Here is an 18,654-nt window from a genome sequence, read left to right as displayed (position 1 = left end):
AATTAGTTCCATATCAAACGAGGAAAAAATAAAACGGCGTGTCGATTTTTGTCGTCACGCCGTTGGTTCATTCTTCAGTTCTTGCACAAAAGTCCGTTATTGAGTCTGTGGCGTTTCGCGTACCTTGCGGGGCCGGCCGCGCGGCAATGGCGAGACTCGGCGGTTGGCGGCACGCGCCGCCCACTCGCGGTACGAATCGCTGCCAAGAACCCAGCCTTTGAGCGTGGCCTGAAGGAGACGGTTGGCTTCGCGTTCGTCGAGCGGTTGTTCGCACAGTTCCAGATAGGCGCGCTGACGCTCGAACGGCGTGTTGCCGAGTTTCCAGTAGAGCGGATGGTCGGTGATCAGGCTGTCGAGTGTCAGGCCGATGTGATGGCGATAGCTCGACCACTTGTAGTCCTGTGGCGTGGCCGCAAGACCCACCTGCACCGGCGCCATTTCGACCACGCGGCTCGCGAGCAGGAAGTAGGTCTCACCTTCGATCACCGTTGCTCGATAGCGGCCTTCCCATAACGTGCCGCGACGTGCGTACCGGCGATTGAAGTGCGCGACGTAGCGCCTGCCGACCGCCTGCATGGCTTTGGGCAGGCTCGCTTCGTCGCGGGGCGTGACGAGCAAATGCACCGCGCCGGGCATCAGTGCGTAGGCGTGGATGGCGAGATTGTGGTCGCGCGATGCAGTCCGCAAACATTCGATAAAAAGCTCGTAGTCCGGAGCATCGATGAAAGCGGGCTGCTGGTCGAGACCGCGCAAGATGACGTGTTGCGGCTGTTCGGGAACGTAGAGTCGTGCAAGCCGTGCCATTCTGGATTTTCCGTTGGTCGGGCGTTGATCGGGTTCAGGGAATTCTTGCGACAAGGATTCGGGCGGCCGGCGCTCCCGGGGGTCTGTCTAAACGATATTCTGGGCCACCTTGAAAATTTTCGTCGAGATGCCGGCAGTTCACATCGACGAGAGAAGTCAGGTGTACGAGACAGTTTTATGCATCGCGCTAACCCAATTGGAGCCAGCATTCCTCTTAGGGAAAACGCTTTGCGGCGAAACATGGTTTGTTTCAAATGTTCTGTTCATAATTAGCGTGCTTTCTCGGAGGAGCACTCAATGAAAATAAAACAGGTAGTCACGGGGGTTGCAGCATTTACCTGCATCACTGGCGCGGCACATGCGCAATCGGCAAATACGTTCTACTTCACTACAGGCTGGTTCCACTTTGCGCCGCTCTCCAGCAGCGGTCCGCTCAAGGAGACTAGTGTAGGTGGATCGCCGGTCGGCATCGAAGTGCCCAATACGGGCGCCAGTCTCTCGAATGCCGACACTGCAGGCTTTACCGCGGGCTACTTCGTCACAGACCACATCGCCGGCGAATTCGTGATTGGCATTCCGCCAAAATTCGACCTTAAAGGTGACAAGAGCTACTCGGGCTACGGCACGGTCGGAACGGCCAAGCAATGGAGCCCGACGTTTCTTCTGAAGTATTACTTCATGCAGCCGCAGGCGAAGCTGCGTCCCTACGTTGGTATTGGCGTGACGCGCGTATGGTTCAGCGACGCCAAGATCACCAATACCGGCTTTGAAGCGAACGTGCTGCATGGTCCGACCGACGTATCCACAGATCGTTCCTGGGCTCCGGTGTTTAATGCAGGTCTTACTTATGCATTCTCGGAACACTGGTTTGCAGGCTTTTCTCTCTCCTTCGTGCCGCTGCATGCAACCGCCAAGCTGACGACGCAGGCTCAGACGCCGGTCGGACCGCTTACGGTGAAGTCCGAGGCGAAGCTCAGGCTGAACCCGATCGTGACGTATTTGAACGTCGGATACCGGTTCTGACCGTCTCGTTCACGCTTGGCAACAGACGAACGCTTCCGCGTCAAAAACGTGGCGGCGTTTTGTTTCACTGGCTTGTAAAAATGACCCGGAATCGAGTCATTTAGGTAAACGCCTCCGCAGTTTCTACTTGATCAACCTCGTTTCGATTCATCAGACGCCTTGCGCCGCAAGGCTTCAGCGCGCAATCTTGAGAATTGCGCGTGAACCGGCATTCAACTTGCTCACCTTCAGCGTTTCCGCGAACTTCAATCGGTTCGCGGCCCATCCACGATTCATCCATCGACGGAGCGATCCTATGAACGCATTTCCCAATACGCGAGACGCCATCGGAGATTCATGGAACTCCACCAGCCGCCGTGCTCGCCGGATTTCGAGGCACAGCAGCGACGCGGCGCAGGACATCGGCGGCGAACTTCGCACGCTGATTTCGGAGATTGAAGAGACGTTGTCAGAAGGGACGTCAGCGGACGTCGCCGCATTGCGCGCTCAGTTGAGCAAAAGCGTGGATTCTGCGCGTGCCCGTTTGAACGACACGCAAGATGCAGTGCGCGCCCGCGCCAATGCAGCGCTGGCCGATGCGGACACCTACATTCACGAAAAGCCCTGGCAGACCATTGCCCTGGTCGGCGGCCTTGCGCTCGTCGCGGGTGTGCTGCTGGCCCGCGCCCGCTAAGTCTTATCGTTCGGTTGCGCGAAAAGCGCGCGTCGGGATCACTCCTGGCGCGCGCTTTTTATTTAACGTTCATTCGAGAAAATCAGCGCCGATTGCATCGATACGATCCGTACAGATCGCATCCACCCCCCACTGAGCAAGTTCACGAGCGCGGGCGGGCTCGTTCACTGTGTACGCCAAGATCCGCAAGCCCGAATCCTTGATCTCGCGGACCAGCGCTTCGTCGAGCTTCGAGTGGTCAGCGTGCAGCGACACGCACGACAGCGCCGCCGTCTGCGCACGCCAATCGGCGGGAATGTCCTCGTAGAGCATCCCGCGCGGCAAATCGGGCGCGGCCTCAGCGGCAGCTTCGAGCGCCGCGTATGAAAACGATGACAACAGCGGCACAGGTTCGGCATCGGCCCATAAGCGCGCCGCCTCTTGCGCGACCAGAACGCCCGTTTCCACGTCCCGCCCGTCGCACGGCTTGATTTCGATGTTCGCCGCAAGCCCGTGCAGGAAGCACCGCTCGGCGACCTGCGCGAGCGTCGGCATGCGAGCACCCTTGAAACGCGGGTCGAACCACGTGCCGGCATCGAGCTTGTCGATTTCGTCGTAGCGCATGGCTTTCGCCGGGCCGCGACCATCGGATGTGCGATCGACCAGGTCATCGTGTAGCAAAAACACGACGTTGTCGGCGGATAATTTCGCGTCGAACTCGATCATTTTCAGGCCGAGCCGTGCGCCGGTATCGATACCGTCCAGCGTGTTTTCCGGCGCGACCTTGCCGCCGCCGCGATGCGCGACGATGCGCGGATAGGGCCAGGTTTTCATCGTTATTCGTCCTTTCAGTTCACTCGCCGGCCAGTCTGCGGATCAAAGATATGCAGCCGATGCGCCGGCAGCGCCACTTCCAGCGCTTCACCGCGCGCCGGCCGATGCTCATGCGGCAAACGCACCGCGACGTCGTGATTGCCCCAGCGGCCGTGCGCCAGATTGTCCGCGCCCAGCAGTTCGCAGGAATCGACGGTGAGCGACACGTGCGCGCCCGACTGTCCTGGCAGCATATGTTCCGGCCGAATGCCCAGCGTCCATTCACGCCCCTTCAGATCCTGCGACAGCGCGTGCATGCCTGCGAGCGGCAAACGCGGACCGTTGCCGGCGACATCGAAGGTGGAGCCGTCGTCCGAAACACGCCCTTCCATCAGGTTCATGGCCGGCGAGCCGATAAAACTCGCCACAAAAACCGTCGCCGGACGCTCATAGACTTCAGTCGGCGGCCCGATCTGTTCCGCGTAACCGCGATTCATCACGATCACGCGCTGCGCGAGCGTCATGGCTTCGATCTGATCGTGCGTGACATACAGGCTCGTGGTCCCGAGCCGCGCGTGCAGCCGCTGGATCTCCAATCGCATTTGCACGCGCAGTTTGGCGTCGAGATTGGACAGCGGTTCGTCGAAGAGAAACACGGCCGGTTCGCGCACGATCGCCCGGCCCATTGCCACGCGCTGACGCTGCCCGCCCGACAACTCGCGCGGCTTTCTCTGCAGTAACGGTTCGAGTTCCAGTATCTTCGCCGCGTTCTGCACGCGCCGGTCGATATCAGCCTTGCTCACGCCGCTGATCTTCAGCGCGTACGCCATGTTCTGCGCGACGCTCATGTGCGGATACAGCGCGTAGTTCTGGAACACCATCGCAATGTCGCGATCCTTCGGCTCGAGCTGGTTCACCACTTTCTCGCCGATGGAGATCGTCCCCTCCGACACGCTCTCGAGTCCCGCGACCATCCGCAGCAACGTGGATTTTCCGCAGCCCGACGGTCCGACCATGACGACGAATTCGCCATCGGCGACTTGCACGTCGATGCCATGCAGCACGAACTGCTTGCCGTCGTACGTTTTCTTGACGCCTTGAAGGCTTAGTGCAGCCATCGACCCGCCTTATTTCAGTGCGCCCGCGACCGTCGCAAAATGCGCGACCGCGACACCCGGTTCATAGAATGTGTGCAGCAATTCGCGCCACTTCTGGTAATCGGCGGAATTGCGAAAGCCGTCCTGATGGGCCGCGACGCTTTCCCATCGCACGAGCAAAACGTATTGCGAGCCATTGTTCGCGTCGGCGCCACGCACGAGCTCGTGCGAGAGATATCCCGGCTGCGCCGAGATGATCTTCGCGGCCTGGGCGAACGCCGTTTCGAACGCAGATTCTTCGCCGGCCTTCACCGGCAATTGAGCGACTTCAAGGATCATTGGAGAGCCTCCATTATTTTTCCGAATCGACAAGACCACGCACGAACCAGCGCTGCATGCTCAGCACGACGGCGAGCGGCGGCAACATGGCGAGCAAGGTCGCGGTCATCACGAGATGCCACTCGGTGGCCGTATCGCCCGAAGCGATCATGCTCTTGATGCCGACGACCGCGGTTTGCATCGACTGGTCGCTGCTGATCAGGATGGGCCACAAGTACTGGTTCCAGCCATAGATGAACGTGATCACGAAGAGCGCCGCAATGTTCGTCTTCGAGAGCGGCAGCACCACGTCCCACAGGAAACGCAACGCGCCGGCGCCGTCGATGCGCGCCGCCTCCATGAGTTCATCGGGCAGCGTCATGAAGAACTGGCGGAACAGAAACGTCGCTGTCGCCGACGCAATCAGCGGCAACGTCAAACCTGCGTACGTATTGCTCATATGCATCGATGAAACCACTTGCACCGTCGGAAAAATCCGCACTTCGACGGGCAGCATCAGCGTGATGAAAATGAGCCAGAACGCGAGGTTCTTGAACGGAAAGCGGAAGAACACGATGGCATACGCGGACAGCATCGAAATGACGATTTTGCCGATGGAAATCACCAGCGCCATGACAAGGCTGTTCATCAGCATGCGGCCGAACGGACTTGCCGCGCTGCCGCTGCCATGCGTCCAGATGTGCGCGACGTTCTCGAATAAATGCGTGCTCGGCACGAGCGAGAGCGGCACGTTGAAGACTTCAGCTTCGCTCATGGTGGCCGCACAAAATGCGATGTACACCGGAAACACGACCAGCACCACGCCCACGATCAGCACCGCGTGGCAAAAGAGGTCGAAACCGCGACGGTTCTCGATCATGAGTACTGCACCCGACGTTCAATGAAGCGGAATTGCACGATGGTCAGCGCCACCACGATCACCATCAGCACGACGGACTGCGCGCCGGAACTGCCGATATCGAGGCCCTGGAAACCTTCGGCGAAGATCTTGTAGATGAGCGTCTTCGTGGACTGCGCCGGGCCGCCGCCGGTTGCGGCATCGATAACCGGGAAGGTATCGAAGAAGGCGTAGACCACGTTCACGGTCAGCAGGAAAAAACTGGTTGGCGACAACAACGGCAACGCGATCCCGAAGAAGCGGCGCACGGGACCGGCGCCATCGATGGCTGCAGCTTCGATCAGCGAGCGCGGAATAGCCTGCAGCCCGGCGTAGAAAAACAGGAAGTTGTAGCTCACCTGTTTCCACACAGAAGCCAGCACTACGAGAAACATGGCCTGCGAACCGTTCAGCGCGTGATTCCAGACGATGCCGTATTTCGCGAGCGCATAAGTCACGAGGCCGATACTCGGATTGAACAAAAACGACCACAACACGGCGGCAATCGCAGGCGCCACTGCGTACGGCCAGATCAACAGCGTCTGATACGTCTTTGCGCCGCGCGTCACGCGATCGGCGCACGCCGCAAGCAGCAGGGAGATGACAAGGCCGGACACGGTGACGAGCGTGCAGAAGATGATCGTCGTGTTAAACGAAGAAAGGTAGAGCGGATCAGTGAAGATCTGCTTGAAGTTCGCCAGCCCGACAAACTCACTCGATGTCCCAAACGCGTCCTGCGTCTGCGTGGCCTGCCACAGCGCCTCGCCCGCCGGCCACAGAAAAAAGAGCGCGGTGATCGCGAGCTGCGGCGCGACCAGCAGGTAAGGCAGCAGGCTCGTATTGAACCGCGATCGTTTTTCCATGGTGCGCTCTTAGCTTCCAGCTTTTTCAAATCGGCGCAGCAGATCGTCGCCACGCGATGCGGCTGAATCCAGTGCTTCCTTTGGCGTCTTCTTTTGCGCCCAGACCTGTTCGAGTTCTTCGTCGACGATCGTACGGATCTGCGGCATGTTGCCCAGACGCAAGCCCTTCGTGAACGGCAACGGTGGCTTGTTCAGCATCTGCTTGATGGCGGTATCGGCGCCGGGATTCTTGTCATAGAAGCCCTGCTTTTGCGTCAGTTCGTACGCGGCCGTCGTGACCGGCAGATAACCCGTGTCCTGATGCCATTTCGCCGCAACCGCCGGCGACGTCAGATACGCGAGGAACTTCGCGACGCCCTTGTACGTTGCCGCGTCCTTGCCCGACAACACCCAAAGACTCGCGCCGCCGATAATCGCGTTCTGCGGCGCGCCCTTCACGCTTTCGTCGTACGGCATCATGCCCGTGCCGAAGCTGAACTTCGCATATTTCTTGATGTTGGCAAGCGAGCCCGACGAATTGGTCACGATGCCGCAATCGCCGCTATAAAACTTCGATACCGCCTCGTCCTTCCGGCCAACGTAGGTGAACGTGCCGTCCTTCGCCATGTTCTGCAGGAACTGGATGTGCGCGACCTGCAGCGGCTTGTTGAATTCGAGGACGGCGTCGGTGCCATCGAAACCATTGTTCTTCGACGCAAACGCCGCGCCGTGCCATGCGCTGTAGTTTTCGAGCTGAATCCAGCTCTGCCAGCCCGACGAATACCCGCACATGCCGGCCGCTTTCAACTTCTTCGAATCGGCTTCGAGTTCGCCCCAGGTCTTCGGCGGATGCGTCGGATCGATGCCCGCCTTCTTGAACGCGTCCTTGTTGTAGTACAGCACGGGCGTGGAGCTGTTGAACGGCATCGAAATCAGATGGCCGGTTTTCGAGTCGCTGTAATAGCTCGAGATGGTCGGCACGAACGCCTTTTCGTCGAGCGGAACGCCGGCTTGCTTGAAGACGTCGGAGACGGGAATCACGGCTTTCTTGGCCTGGATCATCGTGGCCGTGCCGACTTCGTAGACTTGCAGGATGGCCGGAGCGTTGCCACTGCGATACGCTGCAATGCCCGCCGCCAGCGTCTGGTCGTAGCTGCCCTTGAAGACCGGCACGATCTTGTAGTCGCTCTGCGACTTGTTGAAGTCGTTCGCGATGTCGTTCACGCGCTCACCGAGCGCGGATTCCATTGCATGCCAGAACTGGATTTCGGTTGCGGCCTGCGCCTGGCTTGCGCCAAACGCGAGAGCGGCGGCGAGGGAAATGGAGCTGACCAGCAGCTTACGACTACTCATGAGTAACGTCTCCTTGAACCCGGGTGAAGTTTGCGTGTTTATCGCGAAGGAGGATTTGAAAATTCCTCGAACGCGCGATTCTAGTTGTCATCGATGACGAACAGACGTCCGTATTCTTTTAGCGCGTACCGGTCCGTCATTCCCGCAATGTAATGCGCGATCAGCCTTGCCTGCGTGGTGTTACCCGCCTCCGCGGAAGCATGATTATCGTTCGCCGACTCTTCCGCGGCCGGCGCGCGCGCCTGGTAGTCCGGCGGCAGCAAGCGCGGGTCGTCGATGAACGCCTTGAACAGGCCGGTTATCACGCGCTGCGCCTTGTTCGCCATACGCATCACGCGGTAATGGCGATAGAGGTTCTTGTACAGGAAGCGCTTGAGCTCGGCGGCCTGGGCCGCGACGGCCGGCCCGTGCGCGACAAGAGCGGGGGCGTTGCGCACATCGTCCACGGATTGCGGGTTGACCCGCGCCAGGTTCGCGTTCGTCGACTCGATCAGATCCACGATCAGCGTATTGATGATCCGCCGAATGGTCTCGTGAATCAGCCTGCGTCCTTCGATGTTCGGGTATTCCTCCCGCGCGGCTTCGTAATGCGTCTGCCAGAGCGCGACGTTAGCAAGCTGGTCGAGCGTGATGAGGCCAGAACGCAGGCCATCGTCGACATCGTGATTGTTGTAGGCGATTTCGTCGGCCACGTTCGCAATCTGCGCTTCGATGGACGGTTGCTTGCGGTTCAAAAAGCGCTCGCCCAGTTCACCGAGTTTCAGCGCGTTTTCACGCGAACAATGTTTGAGAATGCCTTCGCGCGTCTCGAAGCAGAGGTTGAGGCCATCGAATGCGCCATAGTGTTCCTCGAGTTCATCGACAACCACAAGGCTCTGCAAGTTGTGTTCGAAGCCGCCGTGCTCGCTCATACATTCGTTCAGCGCATCCTGCCCGGCATGGCCGAACGGCGTATGGCCGAGATCGTGCGCAAGGGAGATGGCTTCGACCAGATCCTCGTTCACGCGCAAATTGCGTGCGACAGAACGGGCGATCTGCGCGACCTCCAGGCTATGAGTCAGGCGTGTGCGGAACAGGTCGCCTTCGTGATTCACGAAAACCTGCGTCTTGTACTCCAGCCGCCGAAATGCAGTCGAGTGAACAATGCGATCGCGGTCGCGCTGGAATTCGGTGCGCGCGACCGGCGCTTTTTCTTCGAAACGGCGACCGCGAGATTGCGCGGAATGCGCCGCAAACGGCGCGAGATGCGCCTCGAGTGCGAATGGCGTCGGTGTGATGCTGGAAACCTGCAATGTCTTGTCGCTCACCGGCTGCTCCGAATCATCGTCCTGTTCTGCCCGGCAAAAGCTGCGCTTGAACGCAGCGTCAACCGCGTCCGGTCAGCGGCCATTGTCCGAGTCGACCTCTTGCCCTTTTTGTTCGTTGGATCTTTGTTCTTTTTTAAAGCCGCGTTTTCAAACGCTCGCGCGGCGCCGGGAAGCCGGTGCAGCTTCACCCGGAAATGATTGTTGAACGCAGCCGCTCAGATGCTGGCCGCGAGCGTTGCGCGAACGGCTTCATCCGGCGCGCCCGCGATTTCGGTCTCGCCGAACCTTTTGAGCAAGATGAACTTGATCTCGCCTGCTTCGGCCTTCTTGTCGACTTTCATCAAGTCGATATAACGATCCGCGCCCAGAGCCGGCGCTTTCACCGGAAGCCTGGCGTCTGCAATCACGCGAATCAGACGCGCACGCGATTTTTCATCCAGCCGGCCGAGCCGCACCGAAAGATCCGCAGCCATGACCATGCCCGTTCCCACCGCCTCGCCATGCAGCCATTCGCCATAGCCGAGTCCCGCTTCGATTGCGTGACCGAAGGTGTGTCCGAAGTTGAGAATCGCGCGCAGGCCGCCTTCGCGTTCGTCGGCGGCAACCACCGATGCCTTCACCTCGCACGAGCGCTTTACCGCATGCGCGAGCGCGGTGGCATCGCAGTCGTTCAGTGCGGGCGTGTTCGCCTCGATCCAGTCGAAGAACTCGCTATCGGCAATCGCGCCAGTCTTGATCACTTCCGCAATACCGGCGGCAAGCTCACGCGGCGGCAGCGTGCGCAACACGCCAATATCAGCGATCACCGCCTGCGGCTGATAAAACGCGCCGATCATGTTCTTGCCAAGCGGATGATTGATGCCAGTCTTGCCGCCCACCGACGAATCCACTTGCGAAAGCAGCGTGGTCGGCACCTGGATAAACGGGATCCCGCGCATATAGCTCGCTGCGGCGAACCCGGTCATGTCGCCGATCACCCCGCCGCCCAGCGCAATCAGCGTGGTCTTGCGGTCGGCGCGCTCAGTCAGGAGCGCGGTGAAAATCTGGTTGAGCGTGTCGAGATTCTTGTGCGCTTCGCCATCGGGGAGAATGACGGTCGTGACCTTCTTGCCGAGCGGCGTGAGCGCGGCGCGCAGCGCATCGCCGTAAAGCGGATCGACCGTGGTGTTGGTGACAATGGCAACCGACGACCCCGCAATATGCGGCGCGTAGAGCTCCGTGCGGCCAATCAGTCCTGCTCCAATATGGATGGGATAGGCGCGATCGCCCAGTTCGACATTTACGGTAATCATGGCCGACATTATGACGTAGCCGGCTTGGCGATGCCGGCCATCTCCAGTTGCATCAACACCATGTTGACGAGGTTATTCACCGTCGGCCGCCCCGTTTCCACGATGAAATGCGCGCACTCCTGATACAACGGATCGCGCGTTTTGTAGAGCGCTTCCAGCTTGCCGCGCGGGTCGTCGGTCTGCAGCAGCGGCCGGTTTTTATCGCGGCGGGTGCGCTGCCAAAGCTCGTGCGGCGTGGCGCGCAGATAGATCACTAGGCCGCGACTCTTCAGATGATTGCGGTTTTCGGGGCGAAGGATCGCGCCGCCGCCCGTCGCGAGAACGATATTCTCGCGGCGCGACAACTCCTCGATCACGTCCGCCTCCCGCTGCCGGAAGCCTTCTTCACCCTCGACTTCCCAGATCACGGGAATGCGCGCGCCCGTGCGCGCCTCGATTTCGAGGTCGGAATCGATGAACGAACGCTGCAAGCGGCGCGCAACCGCCCGCCCCACGGTGGTCTTGCCTGCCCCCATGAGTCCGACGAAAAATACGTTCGAGTTCGTTTGCCCGGCTTCCAACTCGCTTACCTTTGCGTTGATTCCGGTCCCGATTCTGGTCCCGTTCGTGCGGGAGCTTAAAGGCAAAAGGACCGCTTTGTCGAGCCGAAGGGGCTTGCCGAACGCTCGCCACAGGCTTGCCGGCGGCCTTCACAAGCGCGCCGGGACGATGTGTGGGGTGATGAAAATGACCAGTTCGCTGCGCGAATTCCGGCGCGCAGTGTGACGAAAAAGCCAGCCCAATCCCGGGATTTTACCGAGCAACGGGACGCGGGTGACGTCTACGCGCTCGTCGCTCGAATATATCCCGCCGATTGCCACCGTGCCGCCGTCCTCCACTTCCACGCGCGTCTGGACGTGTTTCGTGTTGATCGCCGGACCCGCCGCGGTCTGCTCGCCAACACTATCCTTCGATACATCCAGGTCCAGGATCACATGTCCATGCGGGGTAATTTGCGGCTCCACCTCCAGCTTCAGCGCAGCGCGGCGGAACTGCACGCCCGAAACGCCGTTTCCGACTTTGGCCTGATACGGCAATTCCGTGCCCTGCTCGACGATCGCCTTCACGCGATCGGCCGTGACCACGCGCGGACTCGATACGATTTCGCCGCGCCCTTCTGCTTCGAGCGCGCTCAGCTCGACATTCAGCAGCCGCGTTGCCTGCGCGGCGAAGAGCGTGAGGCCCGCCGTGGCTGCATCGAATCCTCCGATGGGCCGCGCCGACAGATCGAGCACCGCGCCGTCCGTGCCCGCCACCAAGCCGCGTGCGGTGCCCTCGCCCGTGGGTGTCATGGACAGCTTCACGCCAAGATTGCGCGAAAAACCGGTATCGCCTTCCACGATGCGCGCCTCGATCATCACTTGCGGCGTGGGCTGGTCGATCCGCGCGATCAACTCGCCGATCTGCGCAACGCGCGCTTCAAGGTCGGTGACGAAGAGCAGGTTCGTGCGGGCGTCAGCCATGACGGAACCGCGCTTCGACAACACACGCTGGCTGCCCGACCCGGTGAGCAACTTTCTGACGTCGTCGGCACGCGGGTAGCGCAGGACGAACGTGCGGCTGCCGAGCGGCTCCAGGTCCGCGGCACGCGCATGGGCCTCGTAGCGCAGACGCTCGCGCGCCGCCAGCTCGGTCATCGGGGCGACCCAGATCACGTCGCCGTGGCGTTCCATGGCGAGGCCGTGGACGTCGAGAAGCGTGTCGAACGCGCGCCGCCACGGGACGTCGACGAGATTGATCGATACCTGCCCGCGAATCTTGTCGCTCGCCACGATGTTCACGCCTGAAAACTTCGCGAATGTTTGAAGCACGGCGCTCAGGTCTGCGTTTTTCAAGTTCAGCGAGATCGGCTTGCCGTCGTCGCTCGCGACGTTTGACCGATCAGGCGCGCTGCGGCTCATGCGCTCCACAGGCGGCAACGGCGTGGGCGGACCTTCGAGCGGCGGGGCGGCGTCGATGGTTGCAGCCGGCGCGGCGGGTGCCGGGGCGTTGGCCGGCGCGAGCCACGCGCCATCGTCCTGGGACGGTTCGGCCGCAGCTTGCGCTGGAACCTCTGCCGGCGAGTCTTCCGCAAACTGATCGGTAGGCAGCGTCAGCGGAAGGTTCGCCGGCAGAGGTGGCAAGGGCGGAAGGGGCGCAATAGCGGCGCCAACGTCGAACGCCTGCAGCATCAAGATGGCGGCGACGCCCCGGACCGTCGCAGTCCGCCAGTGCGCCGCTCCATGCCGTCGAAACATGAAACGAACGAAGCTCATGGCCGATCCTCGGCAATACCGATTGTCCGCACAGCACCATCGCCACGACGCAATTCGATCGAACGCGCGCGCACGCGGCCAAGCCGCTCGTCGCCGACCGTTTGACCCGGTGCGAATCCATCGACGCCTGCAGCGGTTTCCAGCAGCGCCATCGAACGGCTTTGGCTGCGCAAGGTGCCTACTAGAAGCATCGCGCTTGCATCGCCGGGGCCGGGACTGTTTTTCACGCCGAATGGATCGATGGCGAATGCGTCCCGCCGCGATGGCTCAGGACGCGATACAGCCGGCAACGCCTCGAATACCCGCAGGGTTGCATCGAGCCCGAGCGAATTACTGACCAAAGCATCTCGCTTCATCTGCACGTCGGCCGGAACGACCAGACGCGGCAATCCCTCGAGCGCCTCCATGAAGCGCCGGATCTCACCGAACGAACCTTCCGCGCGAAACCGCAGCGGCCGCTCGATCTCGATGCCCTCGCCCTTCTGCGCCGATGGTTCCACTGTCCCGATCCGCAATCCGCTTTGAGCGGCAAGCGCGGTGATTTCATGAAGCGCGTCGGCGATCGTCCAGCGCGAAGGGCTCGCGTCACCGCCAAGCCGCGTGCGCATTGCGGGCAACTCGCCGGCCACGGCGCGTGCGCGATCAAGTCGTTGCTGCGCTTCGTCCAGCGCCGAGCGGCTTGCTTGCGTGCCGCTCAGATCGGCCGAACGCCATAGAGCAGCACCCGATGCAAACACCAGAGCGCCCACGACGACACCCGTCACTGCAATCCTGCAGTTGCTCCAGGCATCAACAGGCTCGGCCAGCAGTCCGAAAAGATTCGCGCGTTGGAGTGCGTGTGGCGTTTTCATCGCGTGTCTCTCCGGGCGGCAGATTTCGACGACGAAAGCCCGCGCTTGCCGACCTTGAGCTCCTTCGCATTCTTCGCGCTGCTCAAACCGTCGGCCCATCGCACAATCGCGATGAAATCGTACCCGCCAGACCTGTCCTGCATGCCCGCCGAAGCTGCCCGCACGTCTTTTACTGACGGTGACCGCATGGAAGTCACTCGCCGCCGCATTTCGATAATCTCGACAGCCCGCACGCCCGGTACAACTTCAAGCGCCTTCAGCCATGCAGCAGCAGCCTGGGAATCCGGCGCACTTGCAGCAAGCTCCACTTCGCTCACGCGTTGCGTCACGCGCTGCAAACCCACGTTTCCCTGCGATGCGCCCTGCGCCAATGCATCGAGCAAGCCGAGGAACCGCGCGCGCGGCTCGGCAATCGGCACGGCCGTACTCTCCGCGCGCCGCCGCAAGGCTTCCTGCTCGGCCAGCCGCGCGTGCTCTACCAAAGGCCCGCTCAACTTTGCCAACGCGTGATCCAGCACCACACGTTGCTCGTCAAGACGAGCGCGCGTCAGCGCATCCCACCCGGCAACCGCGCCGACCGCGCTGCATCCCGCGACGCTTGCTCCGGCGAGCAGCGCCAACGCGCGATTGCGCGCACGACGCCGTGCACCCGGCCGATACGGCAGCAAATTAAAAGCATGCAATCCGACCGCGCTCATGGCATCACCTCGCGCAGCGCAAGTCCCAGCGCAACGGCAAACAAGGGCGAATGCGCGAGGCGCTCGTCCACGCGTTGCGCGCCATTGCAAAACGGCGCGCATTCGAACGGCATGACAGGACATCCGAACGCGACGGCAAGCATTTGCGTCGATACACCCGCCCGCTGCAGCAGCTCGATGTCCCCGCCGATGTAGAACCAGTGCACGCGCGGCCCGCTGCCGACCAGATCCGTCAACGCCTCGATCGCGCTCGAGTATTCCGGCGACGGATAACGCATCTCGTTCTCCACGCCATCTTCGCCGACAACCCACGCATGCAGTCCCGAACCCTCGACCCAGCACGCGACAAAGCGCTCCTCCCGATCGATTTCCATAGCGGCGGAATAACACAACGCGCGCAACGCAGCGCCGGGTTCGCCGTCGATGGCGCTCAGCGCGATATCGGCGCCCGCTGCCGCCTCCACGCGCGACTCCACGTATTGGCGGGCGGTGGCGGCGATGGACACCTCCGTACAGCCGTCATTACGTTCATAGATCGACCAATCCACCGACAGCGCGCCACGTTCAATACCCGCCACACGCTCGGCCTCGGCTAGCACCGCCGGTTCGAGCACGCCCCGCGGATCGCGACCGGGCTTCTGGCGCTCGTTCGACAGCTTTTCAAGCAATACGCGTGTGGTGAGTGTCGCCGACGCAGGCAATGCCATTGCGCACCGAAGCGAGCGCAGGGCGCCACGCGCCGGCAGCCGCGAAAACGCCTCGCGCAACGCCGCTGAAATTGTGGACCGATCGATGAAATCGCCGCTGACCACCGCGCCCTTCGGCAACAAGACTTCCTCGAGCCGCTCGACGCAGACCGGCCGGTTTGCCTGCAGCCGCTTGCTCACAACCGCCAATCGAACTGCCCGCTCGCTTACGTCGATACCCGCCGCGAAACGCCGGGTTACCGTCAAAACCGATCCACGCAATGCCGCTTGCGTACCCATGCTCTACCTCTCTTGTCCGGCCGCGCGCCGACCCGTTCGGGCGCTGGCAATGAAAGAATTGTGGGCAGCAAGCGTGGTTGTCACCATTCAGCCAAATGGCTAACGTAATGGCGCCAAGTGGCTCCAAACGGCGGCATTACGGCTCGGATAGGCGTGCCGCAAACGTTAGACTTGGTCATTCAGTCAACGCTTATTCCAACAAAAATCAACGCTTCCGAGACCTCCGCGCAACAGCCGAGTAAGCCGGGCGAAAGCCGCAAAGTGGGGCGGCTATAATCGCGGGACCGTTTTTTGGTGGTGCCATGCAATCTCAGTCTCCGTCGTCCCCGCCGTCCCGTCAGTCCGAACCAGGCAAGCGTCGTCCGCTCTGGATCAGGCTCCTGCTCGGGCTGATGATCTGTATTTTCGGATTGATCGCCAGCGCCGTACTCGTGCTGGGTTATGCGCTTGTTGTCGCGCAGCCCAACCTGCCGTCGCTCGACGCGCTCACCGACTATCGTCCGAAAGTGCCGCTGCGTGTGTACACCGCGGATCACGTGCTGATCGGGGAATTCGGCGAGGAACGGCGCAGCGTCGTGCGCATCCAGGATGTGCCGGATTATCTTAAAAAAGCAGTGCTCGCCATCGAGGACGCCCGTTTCTACGATCACGGCGGCGTTGACCTGACCGGCATCCTGCGTGCCGGCACCGTGGCGTTGACAAACGGCCATGCATCGCAAGGCGCGAGCACGATCACCATGCAGGTCGCGCGCAATTTCTTCCTGTCGAGCGAAAAGACCTACACCCGCAAGATTTACGAGATGCTGCTCGCGTACAAGATCGAGCGCGCACTGACCAAAGACCAGATTCTCGAGGTCTATATGAACCAGATCTACCTGGGACAGCGCGCGTACGGTTTCGCGAGCGCCGCCCGGGTTTATTTCGGGAAAGACATCAAGGACATCACGCTTGCAGAAGCCGCAATGCTCGCCGGCTTGCCCAAGGCGCCGTCGGCATACAACCCCGTCGTCAATCCGAAGCGCGCGAAGGTTCGCCAGCAGTACATCCTCGAGCGCATGTACGAGTTGCGCTACATCACGCGTGAACAGTACGAGCAAGCCGCGAAGCAGCCGCTGGTCGTGAAAGGCGCGGGGCGCGAATTCAGCGTGCACGCCGAGTACGTGGCCGAAATGGTCCGCCAGATGATGTACGCGCAATATCGTGAAGAGGCTTATACGCTGGGCCTGAACGTGGTGACGACCATCGATTCCGCCGATCAGGACGCGGCCTACCGCGCGCTGCGAAAAGGGCTGATGGATTATGAACACCGGCATGGGTATCGCGGGCCGGAAGGTTTCATCGATTTGCCGGCCGATCCCGACGATCGAGAGCAAGCCATTGACGACGCCCTCGTCGATCATCCGGACAACGGCGAGATTGTTGCTGCGGTCGTCACATCGGCGAACGTGAAGCAGGTCAAGGCGAGTTTTATCGATGGCAACGTGGCCACCGTTCAAGGCAACGACCTGCGGTTTGTCGCAAGTGCACTGAGCACGCGCGCGCAGCCGAGCCAGCGCCTGCGCCCGGGCGCAATCGTGCGCCTGATGAAGAACGAAGACGGCAACTGGGTCATCACGCAGCTTCCGCAGGTGGAAGGCGCGTTCGTTTCAATCGTGCCGCAGGACGGCGCGATTCGCGCGCTCGTCGGCGGCTTCGATTTCAACAAGAACAAGTTCAACCACGTCACGCAGGCGTGGCGCCAGCCGGGTTCCAGCTTCAAGCCGTTCATCTATTCGGCATCGCTGGAAAAAGGCTTGTCGCCGGCAACCATCGTCAACGACGCGCCGCTTTATTTCAGTGCCTCCGAGACCGGCGGCCAGGCGTGGGAACCGAAGAACTACGGCGGCGGTTTCGACGGCCCCATGCCCATGCGCACCGCGTTGATGAAGTCGAAGAACCTCGTGTCCATCCGCATCCTGAACAACATCGGGACGAAGTACGCGCAAGGTTACGTGACGAAGTTCGGGTTCGATGCCGCCCGCCAGCCCGCCTACTTGCCCATGGCGCTCGGCGCCGGTCAGGTCACGCCTCTGCAAATGGCGACGGGGTATTCGGTATTTGCTAACGGCGGGTATCGCGTGAATCCGTATCTGATTGCCGATATCACCGATCCGCGCGGCGCCGTGGTCTCGCATCCGCAGCCGCTGGTTGCCGGAGAAAGCGCACCGCTCGCGATTACCCCGCGTAACGCGTACGTGATGAACAGCCTGCTGCAAAGCGTGGCGCAACGCGGTACGGGCGCTCGCACGAACCAGTTGAAGCGCTCGGATCTCGCGGGAAAAACGGGGACGACCAACGACTCGCACGACGCGTGGTTCGCCGGTTATCAGCATTCGCTGGTGGCGATTTCGTGGATTGGCTACGACTCGCCGCGCAGTCTCGGCGACAAGGAAACGGGCGGCGGTCTCGCATTACCCGTCTGGATGGACTACATGAGCCGGGCATTGCGCGACGTGCCGGAATACAAGTCGAGCATGCCGCCCGATGTGGTGTCGCTGGGTGGCGAACTGTACTTCGATGACCTCACGCCGGGACATGGGTTTATTGCAACCATCGGCGTGAGTCAGGCGCCGCCGGAAAGCGCAAGCGGCGCATCGCCTGGAATTCCTGCAGCGCCCGCGCCGCAGGTCGGCGATCAGGAAAAGCAGGACATCATGAATCTGTTCAAAGGCGGCAATTGAAGACGCACCGGCCTGAGCTTTTTAGACGAAGCTCAGGCTGAAAAGCGAACCGGCTCGCCGGCCTGTTCCGTTGCGTACTGGCTGAGCGCCTCGAAGAACTCACTGCCATCGCGCGTATTGCGCCACGCGCCATCCACGTACTTGTAGTGGAATCCGCCCGACTTCGCCGCGAGCCACAACTCGTGCATGGGCGGCTGCAAATTCACGATCAGCTTCGTGCGATTTTCGAATTCCAGCGTCAGGACATTGCCGCTGCGCTCGAATTCCACGTCGGCATCCAGCCCGTCCACATCCCGTTCTATAGCCACCAGCGCGGCCTCGGCGAGCGTCAGGTATTCGTTGTCGGTCATGCTAAACTCCGTCGATTAATTATTCAGGGACAGTGATGCAAGTCGTCTTCAGGATGAGCGCGATTGTAGCGGCTTTGGCCATTTCCGCCGGGACGCTGCTCACCGCGTGTGGTCAGCGCGGACCGCTTTATTTGCCCGTCGCCCCGCCCATTCCACCGCGTCCCGCCAGCATGCAACCGTTGCCCGCAACCAATACGGTTGCGCCAGTCGCGGCGTCATCAGCATTCGATTCCAGCGACGTCCCGGACACTTCCGGCGAGGCGCTGTCGCTTTCCCCTGACGACAACCTGAAACCGTCCGCTTCAGTACCCAAAGCCGCTTCAGCCGGCTACTAAAATTTCGCCACGCCGCGCCTG

The 18,654-nt window shown here is 61.3% G+C and carries 19 protein-coding genes; 4 read left to right on the top strand and 15 right to left on the bottom strand.

Features of this window, described 5'->3' with window-relative positions; genetic code table 11:
* Window positions 1–96: 96 nt before the first annotated feature.
* Entirely contained in the window at window positions 97–804 is a 708-nt protein-coding gene (locus HB633_RS28725; RefSeq protein WP_213781526.1) for a transposase, read from the bottom strand.
* Window positions 805–1,101: 297 nt separating this feature from the next.
* On the opposite strand from HB633_RS28725, the gene HB633_RS28720 reads away from it, so the two are divergent.
* Window positions 1,102–1,827, top strand: coding sequence for an OmpW family outer membrane protein (locus HB633_RS28720; RefSeq protein WP_213781525.1), 726 nt, complete (start codon window positions 1,102–1,104; stop codon window positions 1,825–1,827).
* Between the two features lie 295 nt (window positions 1,828–2,122).
* Window positions 2,123–2,500 carry a DUF883 family protein gene (locus tag HB633_RS28715; protein ID WP_213781524.1) on the top strand — a complete coding sequence of 126 codons (378 nt, stop codon included), beginning with the start codon at window positions 2,123–2,125 and terminating at the stop codon, window positions 2,498–2,500.
* A gap of 69 nt (window positions 2,501–2,569) precedes the next feature.
* Here the strand turns inward: HB633_RS28715 and ugpQ are convergent, their stop codons facing one another.
* The 13 genes from ugpQ to pilM form a co-directional block, all read right to left on the bottom strand.
* Window positions 2,570–3,313, bottom strand: a complete 744-nt coding sequence (gene ugpQ / locus HB633_RS28710; protein WP_213781523.1) for a glycerophosphodiester phosphodiesterase — start codon at window positions 3,311–3,313, stop codon at window positions 2,570–2,572.
* A gap of 14 nt (window positions 3,314–3,327) precedes the next feature.
* On the bottom strand, window positions 3,328–4,410 hold the full coding sequence (locus tag HB633_RS28705; protein ID WP_213781522.1) for a sn-glycerol-3-phosphate import ATP-binding protein UgpC: 1,083 nt from the start codon (window positions 4,408–4,410) through the stop codon (window positions 3,328–3,330).
* A 9-nt stretch (window positions 4,411–4,419) separates the two neighbouring features.
* Window positions 4,420–4,728: an antibiotic biosynthesis monooxygenase gene (locus HB633_RS28700; RefSeq protein ID WP_213781521.1), complete on the bottom strand. Its 309-nt coding sequence runs from the start codon at window positions 4,726–4,728 to the stop codon at window positions 4,420–4,422.
* A gap of 13 nt (window positions 4,729–4,741) precedes the next feature.
* A complete protein-coding gene (gene ugpE, locus HB633_RS28695; RefSeq protein ID WP_056355499.1) occupies window positions 4,742–5,587 on the bottom strand; it encodes a sn-glycerol-3-phosphate ABC transporter permease UgpE in 846 nt (281 codons plus the stop codon).
* Window positions 5,584–6,468, bottom strand: a complete 885-nt coding sequence (ugpA, locus tag HB633_RS28690; protein WP_213781520.1) for a sn-glycerol-3-phosphate ABC transporter permease UgpA — start codon at window positions 6,466–6,468, stop codon at window positions 5,584–5,586. Before ugpA ends, ugpE begins: the two co-directional genes overlap by 4 nt.
* Window positions 6,469–6,477: 9 nt before the next feature.
* Window positions 6,478–7,800 (bottom strand): sn-glycerol-3-phosphate ABC transporter substrate-binding protein UgpB, encoded by a 1,323-nt coding sequence (gene ugpB / locus HB633_RS28685; RefSeq protein ID WP_213781519.1) that lies wholly within the window; start codon window positions 7,798–7,800, stop codon window positions 6,478–6,480.
* Between the two features lie 80 nt (window positions 7,801–7,880).
* Complete coding sequence (locus tag HB633_RS28680; protein ID WP_213781518.1) at window positions 7,881–9,107, bottom strand: deoxyguanosinetriphosphate triphosphohydrolase; 1,227 nt, start codon at window positions 9,105–9,107, stop codon at window positions 7,881–7,883.
* Window positions 9,108–9,322: 215 nt separating this feature from the next.
* Window positions 9,323–10,399 carry a 3-dehydroquinate synthase gene (gene aroB / locus HB633_RS28675; RefSeq protein ID WP_213781517.1) on the bottom strand — a complete coding sequence of 359 codons (1,077 nt, stop codon included), beginning with the start codon at window positions 10,397–10,399 and terminating at the stop codon, window positions 9,323–9,325.
* A gap of 8 nt (window positions 10,400–10,407) precedes the next feature.
* Window positions 10,408–10,959 carry a shikimate kinase AroK gene (gene aroK / locus HB633_RS28670; RefSeq protein WP_213781516.1) on the bottom strand — a complete coding sequence of 184 codons (552 nt, stop codon included), beginning with the start codon at window positions 10,957–10,959 and terminating at the stop codon, window positions 10,408–10,410.
* 129 nt (window positions 10,960–11,088) lie between these two features.
* Window positions 11,089–12,609, bottom strand: a complete 1,521-nt coding sequence (gene pilQ, locus HB633_RS28665; RefSeq protein ID WP_255581262.1) for a type IV pilus secretin PilQ — start codon at window positions 12,607–12,609, stop codon at window positions 11,089–11,091.
* An 80-nt stretch (window positions 12,610–12,689) separates the two neighbouring features.
* Window positions 12,690–13,544, bottom strand: a complete 855-nt coding sequence (pilO, locus tag HB633_RS28660; RefSeq protein WP_213781514.1) for a type 4a pilus biogenesis protein PilO — start codon at window positions 13,542–13,544, stop codon at window positions 12,690–12,692.
* Entirely contained in the window at window positions 13,541–14,242 is a 702-nt protein-coding gene (locus tag HB633_RS28655; protein ID WP_213781513.1) for a fimbrial assembly family protein, read from the bottom strand. The genes pilO and HB633_RS28655 overlap by 4 nt, the downstream gene beginning before the upstream one ends.
* Window positions 14,239–15,228, bottom strand: a complete 990-nt coding sequence (pilM, locus tag HB633_RS28650; protein WP_213781512.1) for a pilus assembly protein PilM — start codon at window positions 15,226–15,228, stop codon at window positions 14,239–14,241. The genes HB633_RS28655 and pilM overlap by 4 nt, the downstream gene beginning before the upstream one ends.
* Window positions 15,229–15,530: 302 nt before the next feature.
* On the opposite strand from pilM, the gene HB633_RS28645 reads away from it, so the two are divergent.
* On the top strand, window positions 15,531–17,948 hold the full coding sequence (locus tag HB633_RS28645; protein ID WP_213781511.1) for a penicillin-binding protein 1A: 2,418 nt from the start codon (window positions 15,531–15,533) through the stop codon (window positions 17,946–17,948).
* A gap of 32 nt (window positions 17,949–17,980) precedes the next feature.
* Here HB633_RS28645 and cyaY read toward each other — a convergent pair whose 3' ends face one another.
* On the bottom strand, window positions 17,981–18,298 hold the full coding sequence (gene cyaY, locus HB633_RS28640) for an iron donor protein CyaY (protein WP_213781510.1): 318 nt from the start codon (window positions 18,296–18,298) through the stop codon (window positions 17,981–17,983).
* A gap of 35 nt (window positions 18,299–18,333) precedes the next feature.
* Here cyaY and HB633_RS28635 point away from each other — a divergent pair, with 35 nt between their 5' ends.
* Complete coding sequence (locus tag HB633_RS28635; protein ID WP_213781509.1) at window positions 18,334–18,633, top strand: lipoprotein; 300 nt, start codon at window positions 18,334–18,336, stop codon at window positions 18,631–18,633.
* Window positions 18,634–18,654 lie beyond the last annotated feature (21 nt).

This window comes from Caballeronia sp. dw_276 (assembly GCF_018449635.1).
Classification (GTDB): domain Bacteria; phylum Pseudomonadota; class Gammaproteobacteria; order Burkholderiales; family Burkholderiaceae; genus Caballeronia.
This window is presented reverse-complemented; position numbering and strand designations above follow the sequence as displayed.

Bases quoted from the DNA above. Each gene is read 5' to 3' on its own strand.
- HB633_RS28725 (WP_213781526.1), bottom strand. From the start codon at position 804: ATGGCACGGCTTGCACGACTCTACGTTCCCGAACAGCCGCAACACGTC.
- HB633_RS28720 (WP_213781525.1), top strand. From the start codon at position 1,102: ATGAAAATAAAACAGGTAGTCACGGGGGTTGCAGCATTTACCTGCATC.
- HB633_RS28715 (WP_213781524.1), top strand. From the start codon at position 2,123: ATGAACGCATTTCCCAATACGCGAGACGCCATCGGAGATTCATGGAAC.
- ugpQ (WP_213781523.1), bottom strand. From the start codon at position 3,313: ATGAAAACCTGGCCCTATCCGCGCATCGTCGCGCATCGCGGCGGCGGC.
- HB633_RS28705 (WP_213781522.1), bottom strand. From the start codon at position 4,410: ATGGCTGCACTAAGCCTTCAAGGCGTCAAGAAAACGTACGACGGCAAG.
- HB633_RS28700 (WP_213781521.1), bottom strand. From the start codon at position 4,728: ATGATCCTTGAAGTCGCTCAATTGCCGGTGAAGGCCGGCGAAGAATCT.
- ugpE (WP_056355499.1), bottom strand. From the start codon at position 5,587: ATGATCGAGAACCGTCGCGGTTTCGACCTCTTTTGCCACGCGGTGCTG.
- ugpA (WP_213781520.1), bottom strand. From the start codon at position 6,468: ATGGAAAAACGATCGCGGTTCAATACGAGCCTGCTGCCTTACCTGCTG.
- ugpB (WP_213781519.1), bottom strand. From the start codon at position 7,800: ATGAGTAGTCGTAAGCTGCTGGTCAGCTCCATTTCCCTCGCCGCCGCT.
- aroB (WP_213781517.1), bottom strand. From the start codon at position 10,399: ATGATTACCGTAAATGTCGAACTGGGCGATCGCGCCTATCCCATCCAT.
- pilQ (WP_255581262.1), bottom strand. From the start codon at position 12,609: ATGCTGCAGGCGTTCGACGTTGGCGCCGCTATTGCGCCCCTTCCGCCC.
- pilO (WP_213781514.1), bottom strand. From the start codon at position 13,544: ATGAAAACGCCACACGCACTCCAACGCGCGAATCTTTTCGGACTGCTG.
- HB633_RS28655 (WP_213781513.1), bottom strand. From the start codon at position 14,242: ATGAGCGCGGTCGGATTGCATGCTTTTAATTTGCTGCCGTATCGGCCG.
- pilM (WP_213781512.1), bottom strand. From the start codon at position 15,228: ATGGGTACGCAAGCGGCATTGCGTGGATCGGTTTTGACGGTAACCCGG.
- HB633_RS28645 (WP_213781511.1), top strand. From the start codon at position 15,531: ATGCAATCTCAGTCTCCGTCGTCCCCGCCGTCCCGTCAGTCCGAACCA.
- cyaY (WP_213781510.1), bottom strand. From the start codon at position 18,298: ATGACCGACAACGAATACCTGACGCTCGCCGAGGCCGCGCTGGTGGCT.
- HB633_RS28635 (WP_213781509.1), top strand. From the start codon at position 18,334: ATGCAAGTCGTCTTCAGGATGAGCGCGATTGTAGCGGCTTTGGCCATT.